This is a genomic window from Hydrogenophaga sp. LT287, from assembly GCF_055702805.1.
This window is the reverse complement of record NZ_JBVPZC010000001.1, coordinates 296,786-317,543: the sequence shown is the minus strand read 5'-3', so window position 1 is coordinate 317,543 and position 20,758 is coordinate 296,786. Positions and strand designations below refer to the sequence as shown.

Genomic DNA, 20,758 nt, shown 5'->3' with positions numbered 1-20,758 from the left:
GTGTTCATCCGGCGACCGACTCCACGTTGTCCATGGAGGTGTGGCGCACGTCTTCCCCTTTGACGATGAAGATGATCTGCTCGGCAATGTTTTTGGCATGGTCGCCGACACGCTCGATCGATTTGGCCAGAAACAGCAGGTCCAGGCTGGGTGAAATGGTGCGCGGGTCTTCCATCATGTAGGTGATGAGTTTGCGGAGAAATCCGTCGTATTCCTGGTCAATCTCGTCGTCGCCCTTGATGATGGCCACCGCCATGACGGTGTCAAGCCGGGCGAACGAATCGAGGGTTTTGCGAAGCAGTGCAGCGGCCAGGTCGGCGGCCACGCGCAGCTCGGAGCTGGGCAGGTTGCGCGGCGAGCCGCTTTCAATGATCGATTTGACCATGCGGGCAATGCGCGCCACCTCGTCACCGGCACGCTCCAGGTTTTGCGTGGTGCGTGAAATCGCCATCAAAAAACGCAGGTCACGCGCAGTGGGCTGGCGCCGCCCGATGGTTGAAATGATTTCGTGGTCAATCTGAACTTCCATCAGGTTGATTTTCGCCTCGTTTTCCAGCACCTGCTGCGCCGATTCCAGACTCAGATGCACCAGTGCATACACCGCCTGGTGCAGTTGCGATTCGACCAGCCCGCCCATTTCAAGCACATGGGTGGAAATGGAATTCAGCTCAGCGTCGAACTGGCTGGAAATGTGTTTGTCGCTCATAAAGGCTCTCCCGATACAAAAAGGTGGGCACACCAAACGGTCCAAGGTGAGGCAGATCAGCCGAAACGACCGGTGATGTAGTCCTCGGTCTCGGTGCGCTGGGGTTTGAAGAAGATCTGCTCGGTGGCACCGAACTCGATCAGCTCACCCAGGTACATGTAGGCGGTGTAGTCGCTGCAGCGGGCGGCCTGCTGCATGTTGTGCGTGACGATGGCAATGGTGTAGTCGCTCTTGAGCTCATGCACCAGTTCTTCCACTTTGCCGGTAGAAATCGGGTCGAGCGCCGAGGTAGGCTCGTCCAGCAGCAACACCGAAGGCTTCACAGCCACGCTGCGCGCGATGCACAGGCGCTGTTGCTGACCGCCCGAAAGACTCATGCCGTTTTGGCCGAGCTTGTCTTTCACCTCATTCCACAACGCCGCCTTGGACAGCGCCCACTCCACGCGGTCGTCCATATCGCCCTTGCTCAGGTTTTCGTAGAGCTTCACGCCGAAGGCGATGTTGTCGTAAATCGTCATGGGAAACGGCGTGGGCTTCTGGAACACCATGCCAATGCGGGCGCGCAGCAGGTTCAAGTCTTGCTTGGGGTCCAGGATGTTTTGTCCGTAAAAGTTGATTTCACCCTCGGCCCGCTGACCCGGGTACAGGCTGTACATGCGGTTCAACGTGCGCAGCAGGGTGGACTTGCCACAGCCCGAGGGGCCGATGAAGGCCGTGACCTTGCGTTCTTCGATGTCGAGGTTGACGTTTTTCAGACCCTGGAATTTGCCGTAATAGAAATCAAGGTTGCGCACTTCGAGCGCGTTTTTCTTCGACGTGTCAGCCGCTTGGGTGGGAGCTTGTGCCAGTGCAGTAGCGTTCATGGTGGTGTCCAGATTCGGGTAATGGATGTCAGGCGCGAACTTTTTCGCGGAAGAAGACACGGGCCAAAATATTGAGCGCCAGCACAGCCAGGGTGATCAGCAGGGCGCCGCCCCAGGCCAGGTCAATCCAGTTGTCGTAGGGGCTCATGGCGAATTGGAAGATCACCACAGGTAAGTTGGCCATGGGGGCGCCCATGTTGGTGCTGAAGAACTGGTTGTTCAGTGCGGTGAACAGCAGCGGCGCGGTTTCACCGCTGATGCGGGCCACGGCCAGCAGCAAGCCGGTGATGACACCGCTCTTGGCGGCGCGCAAGGTAACCAAGGTGGACACTTTCCAACGCGGCGCGCCGAGGGCAAAAGCTGCCTCGCGCAGGCTGCCGGGCACCAGGCGCAGCATGTTTTCGGTGGTTCGCATGACCACAGGAATCGCGATCAGCGACAGCGCCAGGCTGCCCGCATAGCCCGAGAAGTTGCCCACGGTGGCCACTGCGACGGCGTACACGAACAGGCCCAGGACAATGCTGGGTGCCGACAGCATGATGTCGGTCACAAACCGGGTGAACTCGGCGGTCTTGCTGGTGTCGCCGTATTCGGTGAGGTAAATACCAGCGAGGATGCCGATGGGTGTGGACACCAGCACGGCCAGACCCACAATCATCAAGCTGCCCACGATGGCATTGCGCAAACCCCCACCTTCGGAACCTGGGGCAGGCGTGTCCTGCGTAAAGAGGCTGACTTCAAGCGCCGCGATGCCGTTGGAAAACAGCACAAAGAGAATCCAGAGCAACGCGATGAGGCCAAGGGTCATGGCGCCCATCGAAAGCGTCAGCCCAATCAGGTTGGTGCGCTGACGGCGGCGGTACAGGGGGGTGGTGTTGGATTGCATGGTGGTGTTGTTTTGCTTGTGTGCTGCAGACAAGTCGCCTTAGGTACCCTTGGCCTTCTCGGCGCGCAAGATCAACAGCTTGGCCATGGCCAGCACCACAAACGTGATGCAGAACAGCAAAAATCCCAGCGCAAACAAGGTGTTGAAATGCAGGCCTTCGGCTTCGCCGAATTCGTTGGCCAGTACCGAGGCAATGGAGGTGCCGGGCGAAAACAAGGAAGTGGGCAACCGGTTGGCGTTGCCGATCACAAAAGTGACCGCCATGGTTTCGCCCAGAGCCCGGCCCAGGCCGAGCATGATGCCGCCGATGACGCCTTTTTGCGTGTAAGGCAGCACCACCTTGCGCACCACTTCCCAGGTGGTGCAACCCAGGCCATAAGCCGACTCGCGCAGGATGGGCGGGGTGATCTCAAACACATCGCGCATCACCGCGGCCACAAATGGCAGCACCATGAAGGCCAAGATGATGCCGGCAGCCATGATGCCCAGACCGTTGGTGGCACCACCAAACAGCCAACCCACCAGCGGCATGCCGCCGAGCACACTTTGCAGCGGCACCTGCAGGTAGTCTGCAAACACCGGGGCGAACACAAACAGGCCAAACATGCCGTAAATAATGGAGGGCACAGCCGCCAGCAGCTCAATGGCGGTGCCCAGCGGACGACGCAACCAGACCGGGCAGGTTTCGGTCAAAAACACCGCAATGCCGAACGCCAGCGGAACGGCCAACAGCAGCGCAATACCGGCGCTGATCACGGTACCGACGATGGAGATCGCGGCACCAAATTCTTCGTTGATGATGTCCCATTCCACATACCAGAGGAAATGAGCGCCAAACTTGGCAAACGTGGGCCAGGCGTTGATGAACAGCGAAACAATGATGCCCACCAGCGCGACCAGCACCATGAGCGAAAAGAACTGCGTCAGGCGGTGGAAGATGGCGTCTTGCAGACGCTGCTTCTTGGCCACAGACACCATGGAGGCGCTGGGCAAGTCGTTAGAAGATGCGGTGGTAAGGGTCGGTTTCATGGTGGCTGTTGCAGGCATAGGGTCTTCCTGACGCGGGGGAACAACAAACCACCAGCGCCCATGGGGAGCTGGTGGTTCAGGACCGGCTCTAGCCGGCCCGACAAACCATTACTTGGTGTTGATTTGCGTCCAGACGCGCTCGCGAATCTGCTTGGTCAGCACATCGGGCAACGGCACGTAGTCCAAGTCCAGCGCCAGCTGCTTGCCGTTCTTGAACGCCCAGTCAAAGTACTTCAACACTTCAACCGACTGCGCCTTGTCGGCCGGCTCTTTGTACATCAAGATGAACGAGGCGGTGGTCACAGGATACGCATTGGCACCAGGCTGGTTGACGATGGACAGGCCCATGCCGGGAACGCTGAACCAGTCGGCGCCTGCGGCGGCCGCACCGAATGTGTCGTCACCGGGCATGACGAACTTGCCGTCTTTGTTTTGCAGCGCCATCACCGAGATGTTGTTTTTCTTGGCGTACGCGTACTCCACGTAACCCAGCGAACCCTTGGTGCGGCTCACGTTGGCGGCCACACCTTCGTTGCCCTTGCCGCCCACGGAGGTAGGCGCAGGCCACTTCACTGCAGCGCCACGACCCACGGTGTCGAGCCATTCTTTGCTAACGGTGGCCAGGTAGTCCGTCCAGTTGAAGGTGGTGCCCGAGCCATCGGCGCGGTGAACGATGGTGATGGTTTCATCCGGCAACTTCTTGCCAGGGTTCAAGGCCGTCAGCTTGGGATCGTTCCACTTGCTGATTTTGCCAAGGAACATTTCAGCCAACACCGGGCCGGTCACGCGCAACTCGCCCTTTCCGAAACCTTCCAGGTTGAACACAGGCACGGTACCGCCAATAATGGCCGGGAATTGCACCATTCCGTCGCGGTCGAGCTCTTCTCCCTTCACCGGCGCATCGGTCGCGCCAAAGGCCACCGTTTTGGCACGGATCTGGCGGATACCGCCCGAGGAACCGATGGACTGGTAGTTCAGACCGATGCCAGTTTCTTTTTTGTAGGCTTCGGCCCACTTGGCATAGATAGGGAATGGGAACGTGGCGCCAGCGCCGGTGATGTCGGCAGCCAGGGCAGAACCCATGGCGATGGAAGCAAACGCAGCAGCAGCCACGGTCTTGAGCAGGGTACGCTTGGTGTTCATGTGAGTCCTTTGGGTTGTTGAATCAAATCCACAACCCAGACTCTAGGGACCCAATGTGACAACCCTGTGACAGTCACAAAAACCTTTCGCGACCGCCACGTGTCAAACCCCGCCTGAAGGGCTGGGTCACCCGCCCGCCAACAGCCGCCAAGGCCTCAGGGCACCTGCCTGGCAGGTACCGCGCACCGGTCAAAGCAGCGCGGCGATGGCCTCCACGTCTTCAGCAAACATTTGCCCACGCTCGGCCAGCACAAGCCGGCCATCAGTGCCCCGCAGCAGGGTAATGGGCAGGCCGCGCGGCTTGGGGAAGGTTTTGCGCCACGCCGGACTGGCCCAGGCCGCTGGAAAGCTGTACCCTTTTTGCTTCAAATAGACGCTGGCAGCCTCCGGTTGCCGGTCAATGGACAGCGCCAGCATCTGCAAACCCTTGCCACGCTGGCTTTGCCACAGTTTTTCCATGCTCGGGCTCTGCAAGGCGCAAAACGGGCAGGTACTGGACCACCAGTACACCAGCAAGCGCTGGCCCGCATGCTGCGCCGCATCAAACAAGGCACCGTCCAGCAGCCGAATGGGCGGCACCACCAGCACGCTGCCCAGCGCTGGCAGCGCTGGCGCCCCGGCCTCTTCAGCTGCGGCCGAAGCGGGCTGTGCCCAGGCCAAGGGCCAAGGGTTGCCCAACGCCAACGCGGCAGCGCCGGCTCGCGCCAGCCATTGGCGACGCTCGCTGCGCTGGCTGGCCGCTGGCCGCGATTCACCAGGGTGTTCTGTGGTTTTCAAGGCAAATTCTTCCGTGTCGGTGCGCACAGAGCACCATTTTGTCAGCACAACGGTAGACCGATCAACAACGCGGCCAGCCCTTGGCACATCGTTCGATCGGCTTTGCAAGCTTTGGGCTTGTGCGATGCGTCACAATCCGGGCAATTCAACGATAAGCACAACGCCGGCCCGGGTATTTTGGGCTGACTCCAACTTTCCATGCAAAACGGTACCTTACTAGCCGCCATCGACCTCGGCTCCAACAGCTTCCGGCTTGAAATCGGGCGCTTTCAATCGGGCCACATTGAGCGCATCGAATACATCAAGGAAACCGTGCGCCAGGGCAACGGCCTGGATGAAGACAAAAACCTGAGCCTGGCCGCCATGGAGCGGGGCTGGGAATGCCTGGCCCGTTTTGGCGAGCGCCTGCACGGTTTCAAAAAGCAGCAGGTGCGGGCCGTGGCCACACAAACCCTGCGCGAAGCCAAAAACCGCGATCAATTCCTGCAAAAAGCCCAGACGATTCTGGGTTTTGCGATTGAGGTGGTGTCGGGCCACGAAGAAGCGCGCCTGATCTACCAGGGCGTGTCGCGCCTGCTGCCCCAGTCGGACGAAAAACGGCTGGTCGTGGACATTGGCGGTCGGTCCACCGAAATGATTCTGGGTCAGGGCTACCAGGCCAACCACATGGAATCGTACCGGCTGGGCAGCGTGGCCTGGTCCACCCGCTATTTCGCCAAAGGGCAGTTCACCGCGGCAGCGTTCAAAACCGCCGAAATTGCCGCCAAAGCCGTGCTGGACCAAGCGCTGGACAACTTCCCCCCCTCCGAATGGAGCGTGGCCTATGGCTCGTCCGGCACGGTGAGCGCGGTGGCCGACCTGCTGGCCGCCAACGGCTGGGCTTCGGGCGTCATCACACGGTCCGGGCTCGACTGGCTGGTGGAGCGCCTGATCAAGGCGGGCCATATCGACCAGTTCAAGGTAGAAGGTTTGAAAGAAGACCGCCGCCCGGTGTTGGGTGGTGGCGTGAGCGTGTTGCGCGCCATTTTCGACTTGTTTGACATTCAGCAGATGGTGCCCGCCCAAGGCGCCCTGCGCCACGGCGCGCTGTACGACCTGATCGACCGCGACACCGACGGCGGCGACGTGCGCGAGCGCACCGTGCGCTGGCTGGCGGCCCGCTTTTCAGCCGACGAGGCGCAAGCCCAGCGCGTCAGCACTGTGAGCACGGCGCTGTTTGCCCAAATTGCTGCGCTGGACGCGCAAAACGAGCGCTATTCGCAAAAGCTGGCCTGGGCGGCTCGGTTGCACGAGATCGGCACGCACATTTCCCACGACCGGTCGTACCACCACGGTGCCTACATTTTGGACAACGTGGACGCGCCAGGCTTCTCGTTTTCCGAGCTGCACCGCATGAGCCAGCTGGTGCTGGGGCAGCGTGGCAAGCTGCGCAAGCTCGAACAAGAGCTGACCGACGAGCTGTTTGCCAAGCAGCTCATGAGCCTGCGCCTGGCGGTGCTGCTGTGCCATGCGCGGCAAATGCCCGAGCACGAGTCGGTCAAGCTCACCTTCAAGCCAGGGGCCTTCAAGCTGGCCACCAACCCCGGCTGGGCCAAGCGCTACCCGCAGTCGGCGTGGCTGCTGGGTGAAGAGGTACTGGCTTGGCAAAAAACCGCCTGGAAGTTCACCGCCGACCTCCGTTGACGCTGCGCCATGGCAACGTGAATTCATCACGTTGGTGTGGCTCAAGCGCGCGGCTCTGCGCCGCCGTCAGGCGGCGCTCAAGTAGGCAGCCTAGGATGCGTTCAACGTAACCCCCAGGGAGTTCAGGCAATGGCACGCATCGTGGTCGCAGAAGACGATCCAGGCACACGCAAACTGCTCAGCGTGGTGCTGGAAAAAATGGGCCACGAGGTGCTGGCTGCGGCCGACGGGCAATCGGGCTGGGCGCTCACGCGCACGCACCGGCCCGACCTGGTGGTGAGCGATGTGAACATGCCCGGCATGAGCGGCTTTGAGCTGCTGGACGCGGTGCGCAAAGACCCGGACCTGCTGCTCACGCCGTTCATTTTGCTGACCTCGCTGCAGGAGCGCAAAGACATGCGCCAGGGCATGCGCATGGGGGCTGACGACTACCTCACCAAGCCGTTCCAGTCGCGCGACCTGCGCGAAGCGGTCCACGCGCAGATCAACAAGTCCAGCTTGCGGGCAGCGGCGCAGGCGCTCCAGGTGCAAAGCGCCCTCACGGGCGCGCTGGCGCAACAGGCCCAGGCGCTGGGCGACGATTTTGAAGACCGCCTGGCCCTGGCGCTGAACGAACAATGGCCCACCGGCAGTCCGGCCCAGCAAGCCGACAGCCACGACCACGCCACCGTGCTGTGCGTGGGTGTGCTCAACCACGCGCAATGGGTGCAGGCGCTGAGCGCAGGCGAGTTGGGTCAGGTGCTCAAACGCTTTTACGAAAACAGCGGTGACACGGTGTTCCTGTTTGGCGCCAGCACGCTGCAGTTTGTGGGTGACGGGGTCGTGGCGGTGTTCACCGAAAAAGGCGCCACACACTCGGCACCGCACAGCTTGCGCGCCGTGCGTGCGGCACTGGGCCTGAAAAACGCCACCGTGGCGGTCGACCGGTTCATTGCCCAGCACTTTCCCGAGCGCGCCCTGCCCCGCTTTGAAGTGCGCATGGCCCTGCACAACGGCCCGGTGGCCATGATGCGGCTTGAAGGGCTGCTGGGCGGCGCCACACAAACTGTGCCCGTGGGCGAAACGGTGGTGGACACCATTGCGCTGCAGCGCAACGCCCTGCAGGAACATGGCCCCATCACGGTGTCGGTTTCGGTGCTGCGCAGTGTCACGGGTGCCGTGCGCCCGCTGCAGCGCTACCTGGCCCACCTGCCGCACCGGCCCGAGCCCATGGACGTGTGTGCCGTGGGTCCGTTGCCCGCGTGAACCACAAACCCAACGCCGTCACAGCCATGAGCCCACGCACCACGCGCCGCCTGTCGCTCGGCCCCACACTGGTCACCGCCTTTGTCCTGTCGGCCCTGGTGCCTGCCTTGCTCGTGGCCTGGCTGCTGTCGTCCAACAGCTCCAAGTCCATCAACACGCTGGCTGAAAACGCCATGAGCCAGGCAGCGCACCGCGTAGACGTGGGCGCGCTTGCCCACCTGGGCGAATCGCACACCGTGGTCAACGCGCTGGTACCGCCTTTTGTCACCACCGGCGCAGAGGCCGACCGCACCCGCAAGTGGCTGTCCAACACGGCCGAGTTCGAGTCCATGGCCTATGCCCTGACCCAGCAGTCGCCCAATGTGCCTTACCTGTATTTCGGCACCACCGACGGCACATTTTTCGGTCTTGAGCGCGAAGGTGGCGGCTTCATCGCCCGGCACATTCGGCCCGGCGACAGCGGCCGGCGCCATTACAAACTGGCGCAGTCCGGCGACCGCACCCAACTGGTTCGGGTGGAAACCAGCATTTACGACCCGCGCAAACGGCCCTGGTACCAGCTGGCCACCGCCACCGGCAAACGCACCTTCACCGACGTGTACCGCTCGGCCGTCAAGGCCCAGTTTGACCTGACGCTGGCGCAACCCATCTTTGATGTGGACGGCAGCACCCTGCTGGGTGTGATCGCCGTGGACATGAGCCTGGCCCGGCTGACCGAGCTGATCCGCAGCACGCGCATCAGCGACAACGCGGTGACCTACCTGGTCGACAGCCAGGGCTTGATGGTGGCGTCCTCTGCGCTGGAAGAGCTGAGCTTCAAGGTGAACGAGAAATACCAGCGCATTTCGCCCCTGCAAAGCACCGAGCCGTTGATCCGCGAATCGTTCACCCAGCTGCGCGCCCAGTTTCGCGAGGGCGTGCAGCGCGACACCGGGCTGGTGCGGCTCGATACCCAACCCGACTGGAAACAGCGGCTCGGCTTGTCCTCCAACCGGCTGATTGCGCTGCAGCGGCCCTTTGGCAAGAAATACGATCTTGACTGGCAGCTCATCGTCGTGGCCCCCGAAGCCGATTTCACCAGCCAGGTCACACAGGCAAGACAGTGGGCGCTGTTGGCCATGGCGGCCCTGATTGGGCTGAGCGGGCTGCTGGCGTTTGCCGTGGCGCGTGGGCTGTCGCGGCAGTTCAGGCACCTGAACGCATCGGCCACCGCCGTGGGTGCGGGCCAGGTGCCCCCGGTGCAAGAGCGAGCGCCCTTCAGCGAGGTGCACCACCTGTCCAAGGTCATGCACGACAGCGCGCTCAAGCTGCAGGCCTTCAACGGCGAGGTTCAGCAGAAAAACGAAGCCTTGCGCGAAGCCGCCCAGCTGCTGGAACAGCGGGTGCAGCTGCGCACCACCGAGCTCGCCACCTCGCGCGAGGAAGCCCTGGCCGCCGTGAAAGCCAAGGCTGGCTTCCTGGCCGTGATGAGCCATGAGATCCGCACACCGCTCAACGGCGTGGTCGGCATGGGCGAACTGCTGACCGAAACCGACCTCACGCCAGCCCAAAAAGACCTGCTCGGTGTGCTCCGGGTGTCCAGCGAACAGCTGCTGAACGTGGTGGACGACATCCTGGATTTTTCCAAAATCGAGTCCGGGAAGTTGCGGCTGGAGCGCCTGCCACTGGACCTGCGCGGCGCCATACAGGACGCTTGCAACATCATCCAGCTCAAGGCCAGCGAAAAAGGCTTGCGGCTGGACGTGCAGATCACCCCCGAGGTGCCTCAGGCGGTGTGTGGCGATGTCACGCGGCTGCGCCAGGTGCTGCTCAACCTGCTGTCCAACGCCATCAAGTTCACCCACCAGGGCGAGGTGACGCTGCGGGTCTGGATCGAGCAACCGGCGAAAAACGAACAACCCATGGTGCTGGGCTTCAGCGTCACCGACACCGGGGTGGGCATCAGCCCCGAGCGACTGGGCGATCTGTTTCAGCCCTTTGCCCAGGGCGATACCTCCACCGCCCGGGTCTACGGCGGCACCGGCCTGGGCCTCATGATCTGCAAGCACCTGGTGGAGCTGATGGGTGGCCAGATCAGCGTCAGCAGCCAGCCCGGCGTGGGCTCGACCTTCAGTTTCACCCTGCAAGCTACGGCCGCTGAACTGCAGCAGGTGGCCGCAGCGCCCCTGCCGCCCCAGCCCCATCCATCGCACCCGCAGCGCGTGCTGGTGGTGGACGACAACCGGGTCAACCTCAAGGTGGCTTCGGCCATGTTGCAGCGCCTGGGCTACCCGCACGACACCGTGACCAGCGGCTTTCAAGCCCTTGCAGCGATCGAGCGGGCCCAGCACGACGCGCAACCCTATGCCTTCGTGCTGATGGACAGCCACATGCCCGAACTGGATGGCGTGGCCACGGCGCGCAAGATCGGCGACAAGCTGGGCGCCCGGGCGCCGGTGATCATCGGCGTGTCGGCCTCCACGCTGGGTGAAGACCGGCAGCGCTGCCTGGAAGCCGGTATGTCGGACTACCTCGCCAAACCCCTTGACCTGCAAACCCTGGCCCAGGCGCTGAAACCCTGGACAAACTCCAGCCCACAGCCCCAACCAGCGCCGCACACCGAAGCACAGCCGCCGTGGCTGGACGAAACCCGCTGGGCCAGCTTCATGGACCTGGACGACGCCAACGGCAGCCTGCGCCGAGAAATCATGGACGAGTTTTTGCAAACGCTGAGCAGCCGGGTACAAGCCATTGAGCACGCTGCTGCACTGCAGCGTTTTGAAGAAGTGCAACAAGCCGCGCACCATTTACAAGGCGCTGCGGCCAATGTGGGTGCCATGCGGCTCGCGGCTGCGTGCGAAGCGGTGGAGTTGTCGGCCCGGCGCCAGGTGGTGGTGTCGGCCGAACTGGCGTGGCTTGCCGCCTGCGAGCAAGGCACCCGGCGCGCATTCAACGCGTCTTGAGGCGCACGCCAGCGCAACAGCGCTGTTTCGGCCTGCCCAAGGGTTCAACTCGTTGTGTCACGGCTTTGTCACGCCTTTGACATAAAGGTATAAACCGTATACACCGTTTATACTTGATTGCGTATTAACCCAAGGAGCGCCCCATGGCCAACACACCCAACAAGACCACCAACAAGAAAACCAAGCTCGTTCGCGACAGTTTCACCATCCCCAAAGCCGAGTACGTGGTGATTGAAGACATGAAGGTGCGTGCGATTGCGCTGGGCACGTCGGTGAAGAAAAGCGAGTTGCTGCGCGCCGGACTCAAGTTGCTGCAAAGCTTGAGCGACAGTGCGTACAAAGCCGCGCTGGCCGCCATCCCGACACTGAAAACCGGCCGACCGGCTGCCGAAGTGCCCGCTGCTGAAGCCCTGAAAGTGGTTCGCAAGCCCGCTGCCCGCAAGGCCACGGCAACCGCGGCCGCCCAAGCGCCGGTCAAACCAGCTGTCAAAAGCACGGCCAAGGTGGTGACGCGACCAGCAGCGAAATCGGCTGCCAAGCCTGCCGTAAAGGCTGCGGCCAAAGCGCCGGTGAAATCAACGGTGAAAGCACCCACCAAACCAGCGGCCAAACGCGCAGTGCCGGCCCGGAAGGCCCGCACCACGGCACCAGCCCCAGCCAAGGCAACCCAGCCCGTGCCGCGCAAAAAGCCGGCCTCAAAGCCCATTGCTCCTGTTGCCGCCCAGCCAATGGTGCAAGCAGCCGCAGCCGAAGCGCCAACCCAGGTTTGAGTGCACGCCAGCGCTGATCAGCCGGCGCTCAGCGCATCGCCGGTGCACTACAGCAGCTCGGGTGTTTGTACCGTGTAGAGCACCGTCTGCAGTTCGCCACCGCGCTCGCGCTGGCGCAGCCACCAGATGGCCCCTTTTCGCACTGGACAGTCTTCTTCGGCCAGCCCCAGCAGACGGGCAATCACTTGCCCCAAGGTCGGCTGGTGCCCCACCACCACCACCGGCGTTTTGTTGTTGGGCCACTGCACCATGTCGAGCAACGTCAGCGGATCGGCACCCGGTGCCAGTTCTGCACGCACTTTGTATTTGCGGCCCAGCGCCAGCGCGGTCTGTTCGGTGCGCTGCGCCGGGCTGGTCAGCACGCGAGCTGCTGCCGGCAACTGGCGGTCGAGCCAGGCGGCCATGCGCGCAGCCTGTTTTTCACCCCGGGGCGTGAGTCGCCGGGCCAGGTCCAGCGTGTCACCCTGACGGCCCAGCACCGGGTCGGGGTGTTCGTAGGCTTCGGCATGGCGCCACAAAATCAGGTCCATCGGGGTCCTTTGAAGCGGTCAGCCTTTGCTGCCATAACGGACCATCAACATGGCCTGCGCCGAATGCAGCACGACCCGTGACTTGCCCGTGCCGGTCAGGCCTGCGGGCACGTACGAGCCATCGGGCTGCAGCAGCCAGGCGTCTTTGGTGTCGTGTAGGTAGGCGTTGATGCACTCGTCCATGATGCGGTGGCGCAACACCGGGTCGGTCACCGGCCACGCCAGTTCTACCCGGCGCAGCATGTTGCGGTTCATCCAGTCGGCGCTGGAAAGCCACAGCTCTTCGGCCCCATCCACCCGGAAATAGCACACGCGGGAATGCTCCAGCAAACGCCCAATCACCGAGCGAATGCGCACGTTGTCGGTCACGCCGGGCACCTGGGCCGGCAAGATGCAGGCACCGCGCACGATGAGTTCGATCTTGGCGCCCTGCTGCGAAGCATGGGCCAGCGCGCGGGACAGTGGCTCGTCGGTCAGCGCGTTCATTTTCAGCACGATCCGAGCGTCTTTGCCCTCACGCGCAGCAGCGCCTGCCGCTTCCACTTTTTCCAGCATCGACTTGTGCAGGTGAAACGGTGCAATCAGCGCTTTGTTGAGTTTGGGCAGGCGGTTCTGGCTGGCCAGGTGCAAAAAGATCTGCTCCAGGTCGGCGGTGAGTGCATCGTCTGCCGTGAGGTAGCTCAGGTCGGTGTACAGCCGTGCGGTGCCAGGGTTGTAGTTGCCCGTGGAAATATGACCGTAGCGGCGCAGCCGGCCTTCTTCGCGCCGCGTCACCAGCAGCATCTTGGCGTGGGTTTTCAGGCCTACCACGCCGTACACCACCTGGGCACCCACCGACTCCAGCCGCTCGGCGTAGTTGATGTTGGCTTCTTCGTCAAAGCGCGCCTTCAGCTCCACCACCGCCGTCACTTCTTTGCCTCGGCGCACCGCTTCGCGCAGCAGGTTCATCAGCTCGGACTTGGCGCCGGTGCGGTAAATGGTCTGCTTGATCGCCAGCACGTTCGGGTCTTCCACCGCTTCGCGCAGAAAGGCCAGCACAGCGTCAAAGCTCTCGTAAGGCTGGTGGATCAGCACGTCACCCTGCTGCAGCCGCTCAAAGTACGACTGCCCGGGGGTGAGCTGTGCGGGCCAGCCGCCGTGGAAGCCTTCAAACCGCAGCGCTGGAGCGTCCACCTGGTCAATCAGCTGGTTCAAGCGCACCAGATTGACCGGGCCGGGCACGCGGTACAAGGCTTCAGCGGGCAACGCAAACTGGGCCTGCAAGAAACTCGACAGGTATTCGGAGCAGCCGGCCGACACCTCCAGCCGCAGCGCCTCGCCGTAGTGGCGCTGCTGCAAACCCTTGCGCAAGGCCGTGCGCAGGTTTTTCACCTCTTCTTCGTCCACCGCCAGATCGGAATGGCGGGTGACGCGGAACTGCGAAAACTCGGTGACCTGGCGACCGGGGAACAGGTCGGCCAGGTGCGAGCGGATCAGGCTGGAAATGGAGACAAAGTGCGTCTGCTTGGAGCCCTTGATGGGCGGCATGCGAAAGAAACGCGGCAAGATGCGCGGCACCTTGACGATGGCAATTTCGTTTTCACGCCCAAACGCGTCTTTGCCGGTGAGGCGCACGATGAAGTTGAGCGACTTGTTGGCCACCTGCGGAAACGGATGCGCCGGGTCCAGCCCCACCGGCATCAGCAGCGGCTGCACTTCGCGCACAAAAAACTCTTTCACCCAGCGGCGCTGGCGCGGGTTGCGCTCGCCGTGCGCCACCAGTTTGATGCCCTTTTTTTCCAGCAAAGGCAAGAGTTCGTCGTTGTAGATGGCGTATTGCTGGGCCACCAGAGCATGCACCTTGGCGGACACACGGTCGTGTGTTTCCACCGTGTACAGCCCGCGCTGCTCGTTGGCTTTTCGCGCAGCGAGGTGGGGCGCCATGCGCACCTCAAAAAATTCGTCGAGATTGCTGGACACGATGCTCAGGTAGCGCAGCCGCTCCAGCAGTGGCACGTCTGCACGCCGGGCCCAGTCCATGACCCTTTCGTTGAAGGCCAGGATGCTGTGGTCCCTGTCCAGAAAATGCAAGCGGTGGTTGTGGCTGTTGGCGCTCATGGTTCCCGTCGAATGGCCCAGTCGTTGCCCGTCCCCCCGACAAACAGCGCTGGTGCGTCTATTTGACAATTATTCAACGGGCGGATGACATGCGTGTGACAGTTTTACACGGTTCTGGTGCCGGTGCGGGCACCGCGCCCGCTGGGCGAAACCGCTGGGGCGCCGGTGCCTGGCGCGGCAGCCAGGCCAACAACGCCACAAACCGCTCGGCTGCGGGGCGCCAGCCAAACACCCTGGCGCGGGCACGGGCCTGCTCGCGGTTGATCCGCAGAGCCTCGGACCAGGCTTCGTGCAGGTCTTCCCGCAGGGCACCGGCACCGCTGTCACCCACCACCTGCAAGGGGCCGTCCACCGGGTAGGCGGCCACGGGCAAGCCGCTGGCCATGGCCTCCAGCATCACCAGGCCAAAGGTTTCGCTGCGGCTGGGGAACACCAGCACATCGGCCGCAGCGTACACATGGGCCAGTTCGTGGCGTGGCAAGGCGCCCAGCCAATGCACGTTGGGGTAGCGCTCTCGCAAAACCGCCTCCATCGGACCCACGCCGCAGACCACCTTGCTACCAGGCACGTCCAGATTCAAAAACGCTTCGATGTTTTTGTCAGCCGCCACGCGCCCCACACACAGGCTGACCGGGCGGGCCAGGTGCCCGAGCGAAGGGTATTCGGACGCTTCGCGAGCAAATGCAAACAAGCGCGTGTCCACGCCATGTGACCACTCACGCAGATTCTGAAACCCCTTGCCCTGCAGCATGTGAAGCACCCCGAGCGTGGGCACCATCACGGCGCTGCTGGGGCGGTGAAAGCGGCGCAGCAAGGCATAGCCCCAAGCCAGGGGCAAACCCAGTGTGGTGCGCAAGATGTCTGGAAACTTGGTGTGAAAAGCGGTGGTGAACGCCTGCTGGTGGCGCAAGCAATGGCGCCGTGCCGCCCAACCCAATGGGCCTTCGGTGGCAATGTGGATGGCGTCTGCCTGGGCCGCGTCCATCATGCGGCCCAGCCGGTTCCCTGGCCACAAGGCCAGAGCCAGCCCCGACAAACCGGGGCACGACCAGGTGCGAAATTGCCCGGGGTGAACCACCACCACTTCATGGCCTTGCGTCTGCAGTTCGCGCACCAGCTCCACCAGGGTGGTGACCACGCTGTTGGTCTGTGGTTTCCAGGCATCAGTGATCAGCAAAATTTTCATGTTTTTGTCTCCCTTTTTTTGTGGCTGGCGCCGCGAGCACCTCGGGTCTCAAGCGCCCAAAAAATGTTTTCGGTAGCGGCTGGGCAGGTCCGAAATGCGCATGATCATGGGCAGGTCGGCGGCATTGAAATCTGGGTCCCAGGCCGGCGGGCCCATGACCTTGGCGCCCAGGCGCAGGTAGCCTTTGATGAGCGCAGGCGGGTCCACATCGAGCGTGTCGTCGAGCTGCTCAATGGGCAGGGGCAGGCGCGGCCGCACATGGCAGTCGATGGGGGCAAGGTGCGTTGCTTTGAGCTGGCGCCAGATGCTGGCCGCCGCATAGCCCCCGCCCACCATGCCGTGCGGACCCTGGTGCTGCATGGGAATGCTGGCGCAGCCGATCATGGTGTCGAGCTGGTTGCGCACCATGAAAGCCGCGAGTGCACCCCACAGCGCCATGATCACGCCGCCGTGGCGGTGGTCGCGGTGCACGCAGCTGCGGCCCAGCTCCACCATGCGCTCGCGCACGTTGCGCAGCCGGGTCAGGTCAAATTCGGTGTCGCTGTAGGTGCTGCCCACCCGCTTGGCCTGGGCGGGCGTGAGCACGCGGTAGGTGCCAATCACCTGGCGGGTGGTGGTGTCGCGCACCAGCAGGTGTTCACAAAAATCATCGAACAGGTCCACATCGTGCCCTGGCACCGCGTTGGACAAGATGGCGCCCATTTCACCGGCAAACACACTGTGCCGCAGTCTTTGGGCTTCACGGACTTCGTCCAGGTGCCGAGCCCAGGACACCTCAATGCCTGCCGCGACCGGCCCAGCTGCAGCGGGTGCGCCCACCAGGGGCTGGGGCTTGAAGTCGGTGCGCGGCTGTCGCAGCGCCTGCACCCGCGAGGCGGGCGACAAATCCAGCGTGGGCGTGGGTAGTTCTTTCATCAGGAAGGCTCCTCTGGTCTGCCACCACGTGGTGACAGCGCTGATTGTTGAGAGCAGGCATGACGCACCCGTGGCAAACGCATGACGAACGCGTGACAGCCGCTCGGCAGCCCGTGGGTCACGACGCTGTCACACAAGCGGCGTAATTTGTTGCACTTCATCAACGGAGCCACGGCCATGCATGTCAACCCACCTGAAACCCTGAGTCGCCGCATGGAGCGCGACCTGCTGGACAGCTACGACGAAGCGCTGGAACTGGAAATGGAGGACGGGTATTTGTTGGACGGTGAGGCGTTAGACGGCACCAGCACCACACAGACCGCTGACGAAAAAGCGCAACGGCTGGCCTATTTTCGCGAGCTGTTCCGGCTGCAGGGCGAGCTGGTGAAGCTGCAGGACTGGGTGGCCAACACCAAAGAAAAGGTGGTGATCCTGTTTGAAGGCAGGGACGCAGCCGGCAAAGGCGGCGTGATCAAGCGCATCACCCAGCGGCTCAACCCGCGGGTGTGCCGCGTGGTGGCGCTGCCGGCGCCCAACGACCGCGAGCGCACCCAGTGGTACTTTCAGCGCTATGCCGCCCACCTGCCGGCCGCAGGCGAAATGGTGTTGTTTGACCGCAGCTGGTACAACCGCGCCGGGGTGGAGAAGGTCATGGGCTTTTGCACCGACGACGAGTACGAAGAGTTCTTTCGCTCGGTGCCGGAGTTCGAACGTATGCTGGTGCGCTCGGGCATACGGGTCATCAAATACTGGTTTTCGATCACCGACGACGAGCAGCACCTGCGCTTTCTAGGGCGCATTCACGACCCGCTCAAGCAATGGAAGCTCAGCCCGATGGACCTGGAGTCGCGCCGGCGTTGGGAGGAGTACACCAAGGCCAAAGAGACCATGATTGAGCGCACCCACATTGCCGAAGCGCCCTGGTGGGTGGTGCAGGCGGTGGACAAAAAGAAGGCCCGTCTGAACTGCATCCACCACCTGCTGGAGCAGTTTGATTACACCGAGGTGGCGCGACCCGAGGTGGTGTTGCCCGGCCGGGTGCGCAACCCCGACTATTTGCGCCAGCCCGTGCCCGATTCGATGATCGTGCCCGAGCGGTACTGAGGGGCGCAACAGCCGGCGCCCGGCAGTGGCGCCCGCCGGGGTGGCGCAAACGTTTCAACCGTTCTTGTATAGTGGGAACATGCACACCGCCACACCCCAGGAAGACAACACCTTACGCGCCCTGGCCGCGCTGGCCCAGGTGCAGCGCCTGCGGGCGTTTCGGGAACTGGTGGTGGCCGGGCCCGAAGGACTCACGCCCGGCACCATGGCCGAGAGGCTGGGGGTGTCGCCCAGCGCCCTGTCTTTTCACCTGAAAGAACTGAGCCAGGCCGATCTGGTGAGCGCCGAGCCGCGGGGCCGCCACCTCATCTACCGCGCAAACTTTGACCGCATGAACGCCTTGTTGGGCTACCTGACCGAGCACTGCTGTGCCGGCGAGCCCTGCGAAGTGTCAACCGGCTGCGGGCCCAAAACCTGCGCCACCGCGCCATGAGCGCCGCCGACGCGCTCAACCTGGCCTGCGCCTGCCAGACGTTGGAGCCCCAGCGCCTGCGCGAGCAGCTGGAAACCAGCCCGGCGCTGCAGGGCATGACGGACCGGCTGACGCAAAGTCACCCCCACCTGTTTTCGGCCACCGCCGTGTTTCTGGACGAGGCCGTCAACGCCCAACTGGTGCAAGCGGTGGACGCGCTGGAACGGGTGATGGCCCTGCCGGCCTGGCAAACCCAGGCCCTGGCCCGGGCCCACCCCATTGCACAGCTCAACTGGGGGCCGGCGGGGGTCTTCATGGGCTACGACTTTCACCTGGCGGCCGATGGCCCCAAGCTGATCGAGATCAACAGCAACGCGGGCGGCGCCTTGCTCAACGCAGCGCTGGCCCGTGCGCACCGCGTGTGCTGTGGCGTCCATCCAGCCGCCTCGGAAGGGGTACCAGCGCCGATCGAGGCGGCGTTCGTGGCTATGTTCCGCCAGGAATGGCATGCCCAGCGGGGGAGCGCGCCGCTGCGCAACGTGGTGATCGTGGACGACGCGCCCGCCCAGCAGTACCTGGCACCCGAGTTTGAAATGGCCCAGGCGCTTTTTGCGGCCCACGGGCTGCTGGCGATGGTGGCCGACCCGCGCGAGCTGCACTGGCAGGGTGGCGCGCTCTGGCACCCCGCCCTGCCCCCCGGCATGCCGGTGGACCTGGTCTACAACCGCCTGACCGACTTTTACCTGCAAGACGCCGAGCACGAAGCCCTGCAACAGGCCTACCGGGCTGGCGCGGCGGTGGTCACGCCGCACCCCCGCGCGCACGCGCTTTACGCAAACAAGCGCAACCTGATCGCCCTGTCGGACCCGGCGCAACTGGAAGACTGGGGCGTCTCCAGCGCCGACCGCGCCACCCTGCAGGCGGTGGTGCCCAGCACGCAGGCCGTCACCGCGGAAAACGCCGTCGCCCTGTGGGCCCAGCGGCGCGGCCTGTTTTTCAAACCCGCCGCGGGGTTTGGTGCGCGGGCTGCCTACCGGGGCGACAAGCTGACCCGCCGGGTGTGGACCGAGATTTTGGCGGGCGACTATGTGGCGCAAACCACCGTGCCGCCCAGCGAACGCCTGGTGATGGTGGACGGCCAACCCACCCGGCTCAAGCTCGATCTGCGCGCCTACACCTACGGCGGCCACATCCAGCTGCTGGCGGCCCGCACCTGGGCCGGTCAGACCACCAACTTCCGCACCGAAGGCGGTGGCTTTTCGCCGGTGGTGGTGTTGCCTGACCTCAACGCGCACTGGACCGGTCCACCCAGCGTGTAGCCACAACATGTCACCCCGCTGTCACACAGCCCAGCAACAATTCAATGGTTATTGAAGTGTTTCCCCGTGTTTCCTTTCACCTTTTAAGGACAGAACGATGAAAGTAGGTATCAACGGCATGGGCCGCATCGGCCGCCTGGCCCTGCGCGCCGCCTTCGGCGCAGCCGAGCGCGAAAGCACCGACCCACGCGCTGGCAACCGCCTGGAGGTGGTGCACCTGAACGAGATCAAAGGCGGCGCTGCCGCCACCGCCCACTTGCTGGCGTTTGACAGCGTGCAGGGCAAGTGGCGGGCCGACATCGCGGCCGAGGGCAGCGACGCCATCCGCATCGACGACCAGCGCTTGAGCTTCAGCGAACACGCCACCGCTGCCGAGATCCCCTGGGGCGATCTGGGCGTGGACCTGGTGCTGGAATGCACCGGCAAGTTCCTCACCCCCGAAACCCTGCAGGGCCACCTGGACCGCGGCGCCAAGCGCGTGATCGTGGCCGCGCCTGTCAAAGTGGGCGACGTGCTGAACATCGTGGTCGGCGTCAACGAGCACCTGTACAACCCGGCGCGCGACCGCATCGTCACCGCCGCCAGCTGCACCACCAACTGCCTGGCACCCGTGGTGAAGGTGGTGCACGAAGCCATCGGCATCCGCCACGGCCAGATCACCACGCTGCACAACCCGACCAACACCAACCTGGTGGTGGACGCGCCGCACAAGGACCTGCGCCGCGCCCGCAGCGCCATGGTGAACCTGGCGCCCACGACCACCGGCAGCGCCACCGCCATCGCGCTGATCTACCCCGAACTCAAGGGCAAACTCAACGGTCACGCGGTGCGCGTGCCGGCGCTCAACGCCTCGCTGACCGACTGCGTGTTCGAGCTCAACCGCGCGACCACGGCCGAGGAAGTGAATGCGCTGTTCGAGGCCGCCGCCAAGGGTCCGCTGGCCGGCATCCTGGGCTACGAATCCCGCCCGCTGGTGAGCGCCGATTACGCGCGCGACACGCGCAGTTCCATCGTCGATGGTCTCTCGACCATGGTGACCGACGGCACCCTGCTCAAGGTCTACGCCTGGTACGACAACGAGATGGGCTACGCCACCCGCATGGTGGACCTGGCTTGTCATCTGGAATCTGTCGGCATCTGAACGCGGCACG

General features: G+C 63.6%; 18 protein-coding genes. 8 read left to right on the top strand and 10 right to left on the bottom strand.

Features of this window, described 5'->3' with window-relative positions; all coding sequences use genetic code 11:
* Positions 1–4: 4 nt before the first annotated feature.
* The 6 genes from phoU to AC0GNR_RS01475 form a co-directional block, all read right to left on the bottom strand.
* On the bottom strand, positions 5–706 hold the full coding sequence (phoU, locus tag AC0GNR_RS01500) for a phosphate signaling complex protein PhoU (RefSeq protein ID WP_472899237.1): 702 nt from the start codon (positions 704–706) through the stop codon (positions 5–7).
* 56 nt (positions 707–762) lie between these two features.
* Positions 763–1,569, bottom strand: a complete 807-nt coding sequence (gene pstB / locus AC0GNR_RS01495; protein WP_472899236.1) for a phosphate ABC transporter ATP-binding protein PstB — start codon at positions 1,567–1,569, stop codon at positions 763–765.
* Between the two features lie 28 nt (positions 1,570–1,597).
* Positions 1,598–2,455, bottom strand: coding sequence for a phosphate ABC transporter permease PstA (gene pstA, locus AC0GNR_RS01490; RefSeq protein WP_472899235.1), 858 nt, complete (start codon positions 2,453–2,455; stop codon positions 1,598–1,600).
* 39 nt (positions 2,456–2,494) lie between these two features.
* The gene (gene pstC, locus AC0GNR_RS01485; RefSeq protein ID WP_472899234.1) at positions 2,495–3,484 is read right to left on the bottom strand and encodes a phosphate ABC transporter permease subunit PstC; all 990 of its coding nucleotides are present in this window, start codon (positions 3,482–3,484) and stop codon (positions 2,495–2,497) included.
* A 108-nt stretch (positions 3,485–3,592) separates the two neighbouring features.
* A complete protein-coding gene (pstS, locus tag AC0GNR_RS01480; protein WP_472899233.1) occupies positions 3,593–4,627 on the bottom strand; it encodes a phosphate ABC transporter substrate-binding protein PstS in 1,035 nt (344 codons plus the stop codon).
* Between the two features lie 189 nt (positions 4,628–4,816).
* Positions 4,817–5,431 (bottom strand): TlpA family protein disulfide reductase, encoded by a 615-nt coding sequence (locus tag AC0GNR_RS01475; protein WP_472899232.1) that lies wholly within the window; start codon positions 5,429–5,431, stop codon positions 4,817–4,819.
* 171 nt (positions 5,432–5,602) lie between these two features.
* Here AC0GNR_RS01475 and ppx point away from each other — a divergent pair, with 171 nt between their 5' ends.
* The 4 genes from ppx to AC0GNR_RS01455 all read left to right on the top strand — a co-directional run bounded on the left by ppx (position 5,603) and on the right by AC0GNR_RS01455 (position 12,044).
* On the top strand, positions 5,603–7,087 hold the full coding sequence (ppx, locus tag AC0GNR_RS01470; RefSeq protein ID WP_472899231.1) for an exopolyphosphatase: 1,485 nt from the start codon (positions 5,603–5,605) through the stop codon (positions 7,085–7,087).
* Between the two features lie 129 nt (positions 7,088–7,216).
* Positions 7,217–8,332: a response regulator gene (locus tag AC0GNR_RS01465; protein ID WP_472899230.1), complete on the top strand. Its 1,116-nt coding sequence runs from the start codon at positions 7,217–7,219 to the stop codon at positions 8,330–8,332.
* A 26-nt stretch (positions 8,333–8,358) separates the two neighbouring features.
* Complete coding sequence (locus AC0GNR_RS01460) at positions 8,359–11,274, top strand: ATP-binding protein (RefSeq protein WP_472899229.1); 2,916 nt, start codon at positions 8,359–8,361, stop codon at positions 11,272–11,274.
* A 143-nt stretch (positions 11,275–11,417) separates the two neighbouring features.
* The gene (locus AC0GNR_RS01455) at positions 11,418–12,044 is read left to right on the top strand and encodes a hypothetical protein (protein WP_472899228.1); all 627 of its coding nucleotides are present in this window, start codon (positions 11,418–11,420) and stop codon (positions 12,042–12,044) included.
* Positions 12,045–12,091: 47 nt separating this feature from the next.
* Here the strand turns inward: AC0GNR_RS01455 and AC0GNR_RS01450 are convergent, their stop codons facing one another.
* The 4 genes from AC0GNR_RS01450 to AC0GNR_RS01435 form a co-directional block, all read right to left on the bottom strand.
* Positions 12,092–12,574 (bottom strand): SixA phosphatase family protein, encoded by a 483-nt coding sequence (locus AC0GNR_RS01450; RefSeq protein ID WP_472899227.1) that lies wholly within the window; start codon positions 12,572–12,574, stop codon positions 12,092–12,094.
* An 18-nt stretch (positions 12,575–12,592) separates the two neighbouring features.
* Positions 12,593–14,671 (bottom strand): polyphosphate kinase 1, encoded by a 2,079-nt coding sequence (gene ppk1 / locus AC0GNR_RS01445; protein WP_472899226.1) that lies wholly within the window; start codon positions 14,669–14,671, stop codon positions 12,593–12,595.
* A gap of 73 nt (positions 14,672–14,744) precedes the next feature.
* Entirely contained in the window at positions 14,745–15,857 is a 1,113-nt protein-coding gene (locus AC0GNR_RS01440) for a glycosyltransferase family 4 protein (protein WP_472899225.1), read from the bottom strand.
* Between the two features lie 48 nt (positions 15,858–15,905).
* On the bottom strand, positions 15,906–16,772 hold the full coding sequence (locus AC0GNR_RS01435; RefSeq protein ID WP_472899224.1) for a GNAT family N-acetyltransferase: 867 nt from the start codon (positions 16,770–16,772) through the stop codon (positions 15,906–15,908).
* A 177-nt stretch (positions 16,773–16,949) separates the two neighbouring features.
* On the opposite strand from AC0GNR_RS01435, the gene ppk2 reads away from it, so the two are divergent.
* The 4 genes from ppk2 to AC0GNR_RS01415 all read left to right on the top strand — a co-directional run bounded on the left by ppk2 (position 16,950) and on the right by AC0GNR_RS01415 (position 20,748).
* Positions 16,950–17,876 (top strand): polyphosphate kinase 2, encoded by a 927-nt coding sequence (gene ppk2 / locus AC0GNR_RS01430; RefSeq protein ID WP_472899223.1) that lies wholly within the window; start codon positions 16,950–16,952, stop codon positions 17,874–17,876.
* Between the two features lie 79 nt (positions 17,877–17,955).
* Entirely contained in the window at positions 17,956–18,309 is a 354-nt protein-coding gene (locus AC0GNR_RS01425) for an ArsR/SmtB family transcription factor (RefSeq protein ID WP_472899222.1), read from the top strand.
* Positions 18,306–19,607 carry a hypothetical protein gene (locus tag AC0GNR_RS01420; RefSeq protein ID WP_472899221.1) on the top strand — a complete coding sequence of 434 codons (1,302 nt, stop codon included), beginning with the start codon at positions 18,306–18,308 and terminating at the stop codon, positions 19,605–19,607. The genes AC0GNR_RS01425 and AC0GNR_RS01420 overlap by 4 nt, the downstream gene beginning before the upstream one ends.
* A gap of 97 nt (positions 19,608–19,704) precedes the next feature.
* Positions 19,705–20,748 carry an ArsJ-associated glyceraldehyde-3-phosphate dehydrogenase gene (locus tag AC0GNR_RS01415; protein ID WP_472899220.1) on the top strand — a complete coding sequence of 348 codons (1,044 nt, stop codon included), beginning with the start codon at positions 19,705–19,707 and terminating at the stop codon, positions 20,746–20,748.
* The last annotated feature ends 10 nt before the right edge of the window (positions 20,749–20,758 follow it).

What these genes read in the sequence shown, in the direction of transcription:
- phoU (WP_472899237.1), bottom strand. Translation starts at nt 706, where the DNA reads ATGAGCGACAAACACATTTCCAGCCAGTTCGACGCTGAGCTGAATTCC.
- pstB (WP_472899236.1), bottom strand. Translation starts at nt 1,569, where the DNA reads ATGAACGCTACTGCACTGGCACAAGCTCCCACCCAAGCGGCTGACACG.
- pstA (WP_472899235.1), bottom strand. Translation starts at nt 2,455, where the DNA reads ATGCAATCCAACACCACCCCCCTGTACCGCCGCCGTCAGCGCACCAAC.
- pstC (WP_472899234.1), bottom strand. Translation starts at nt 3,484, where the DNA reads ATGAAACCGACCCTTACCACCGCATCTTCTAACGACTTGCCCAGCGCC.
- pstS (WP_472899233.1), bottom strand. Translation starts at nt 4,627, where the DNA reads ATGAACACCAAGCGTACCCTGCTCAAGACCGTGGCTGCTGCTGCGTTT.
- ppx (WP_472899231.1), top strand. Translation starts at nt 5,603, where the DNA reads ATGCAAAACGGTACCTTACTAGCCGCCATCGACCTCGGCTCCAACAGC.
- AC0GNR_RS01465 (WP_472899230.1), top strand. Translation starts at nt 7,217, where the DNA reads ATGGCACGCATCGTGGTCGCAGAAGACGATCCAGGCACACGCAAACTG.
- AC0GNR_RS01460 (WP_472899229.1), top strand. Translation starts at nt 8,359, where the DNA reads ATGAGCCCACGCACCACGCGCCGCCTGTCGCTCGGCCCCACACTGGTC.
- AC0GNR_RS01455 (WP_472899228.1), top strand. Translation starts at nt 11,418, where the DNA reads ATGGCCAACACACCCAACAAGACCACCAACAAGAAAACCAAGCTCGTT.
- AC0GNR_RS01450 (WP_472899227.1), bottom strand. Translation starts at nt 12,574, where the DNA reads ATGGACCTGATTTTGTGGCGCCATGCCGAAGCCTACGAACACCCCGAC.
- ppk1 (WP_472899226.1), bottom strand. Translation starts at nt 14,671, where the DNA reads ATGAGCGCCAACAGCCACAACCACCGCTTGCATTTTCTGGACAGGGAC.
- AC0GNR_RS01440 (WP_472899225.1), bottom strand. Translation starts at nt 15,857, where the DNA reads ATGAAAATTTTGCTGATCACTGATGCCTGGAAACCACAGACCAACAGC.
- AC0GNR_RS01435 (WP_472899224.1), bottom strand. Translation starts at nt 16,772, where the DNA reads ATGAAAGAACTACCCACGCCCACGCTGGATTTGTCGCCCGCCTCGCGG.
- ppk2 (WP_472899223.1), top strand. Translation starts at nt 16,950, where the DNA reads ATGCATGTCAACCCACCTGAAACCCTGAGTCGCCGCATGGAGCGCGAC.
- AC0GNR_RS01425 (WP_472899222.1), top strand. Translation starts at nt 17,956, where the DNA reads ATGCACACCGCCACACCCCAGGAAGACAACACCTTACGCGCCCTGGCC.
- AC0GNR_RS01420 (WP_472899221.1), top strand. Translation starts at nt 18,306, where the DNA reads ATGAGCGCCGCCGACGCGCTCAACCTGGCCTGCGCCTGCCAGACGTTG.
- AC0GNR_RS01415 (WP_472899220.1), top strand. Translation starts at nt 19,705, where the DNA reads ATGAAAGTAGGTATCAACGGCATGGGCCGCATCGGCCGCCTGGCCCTG.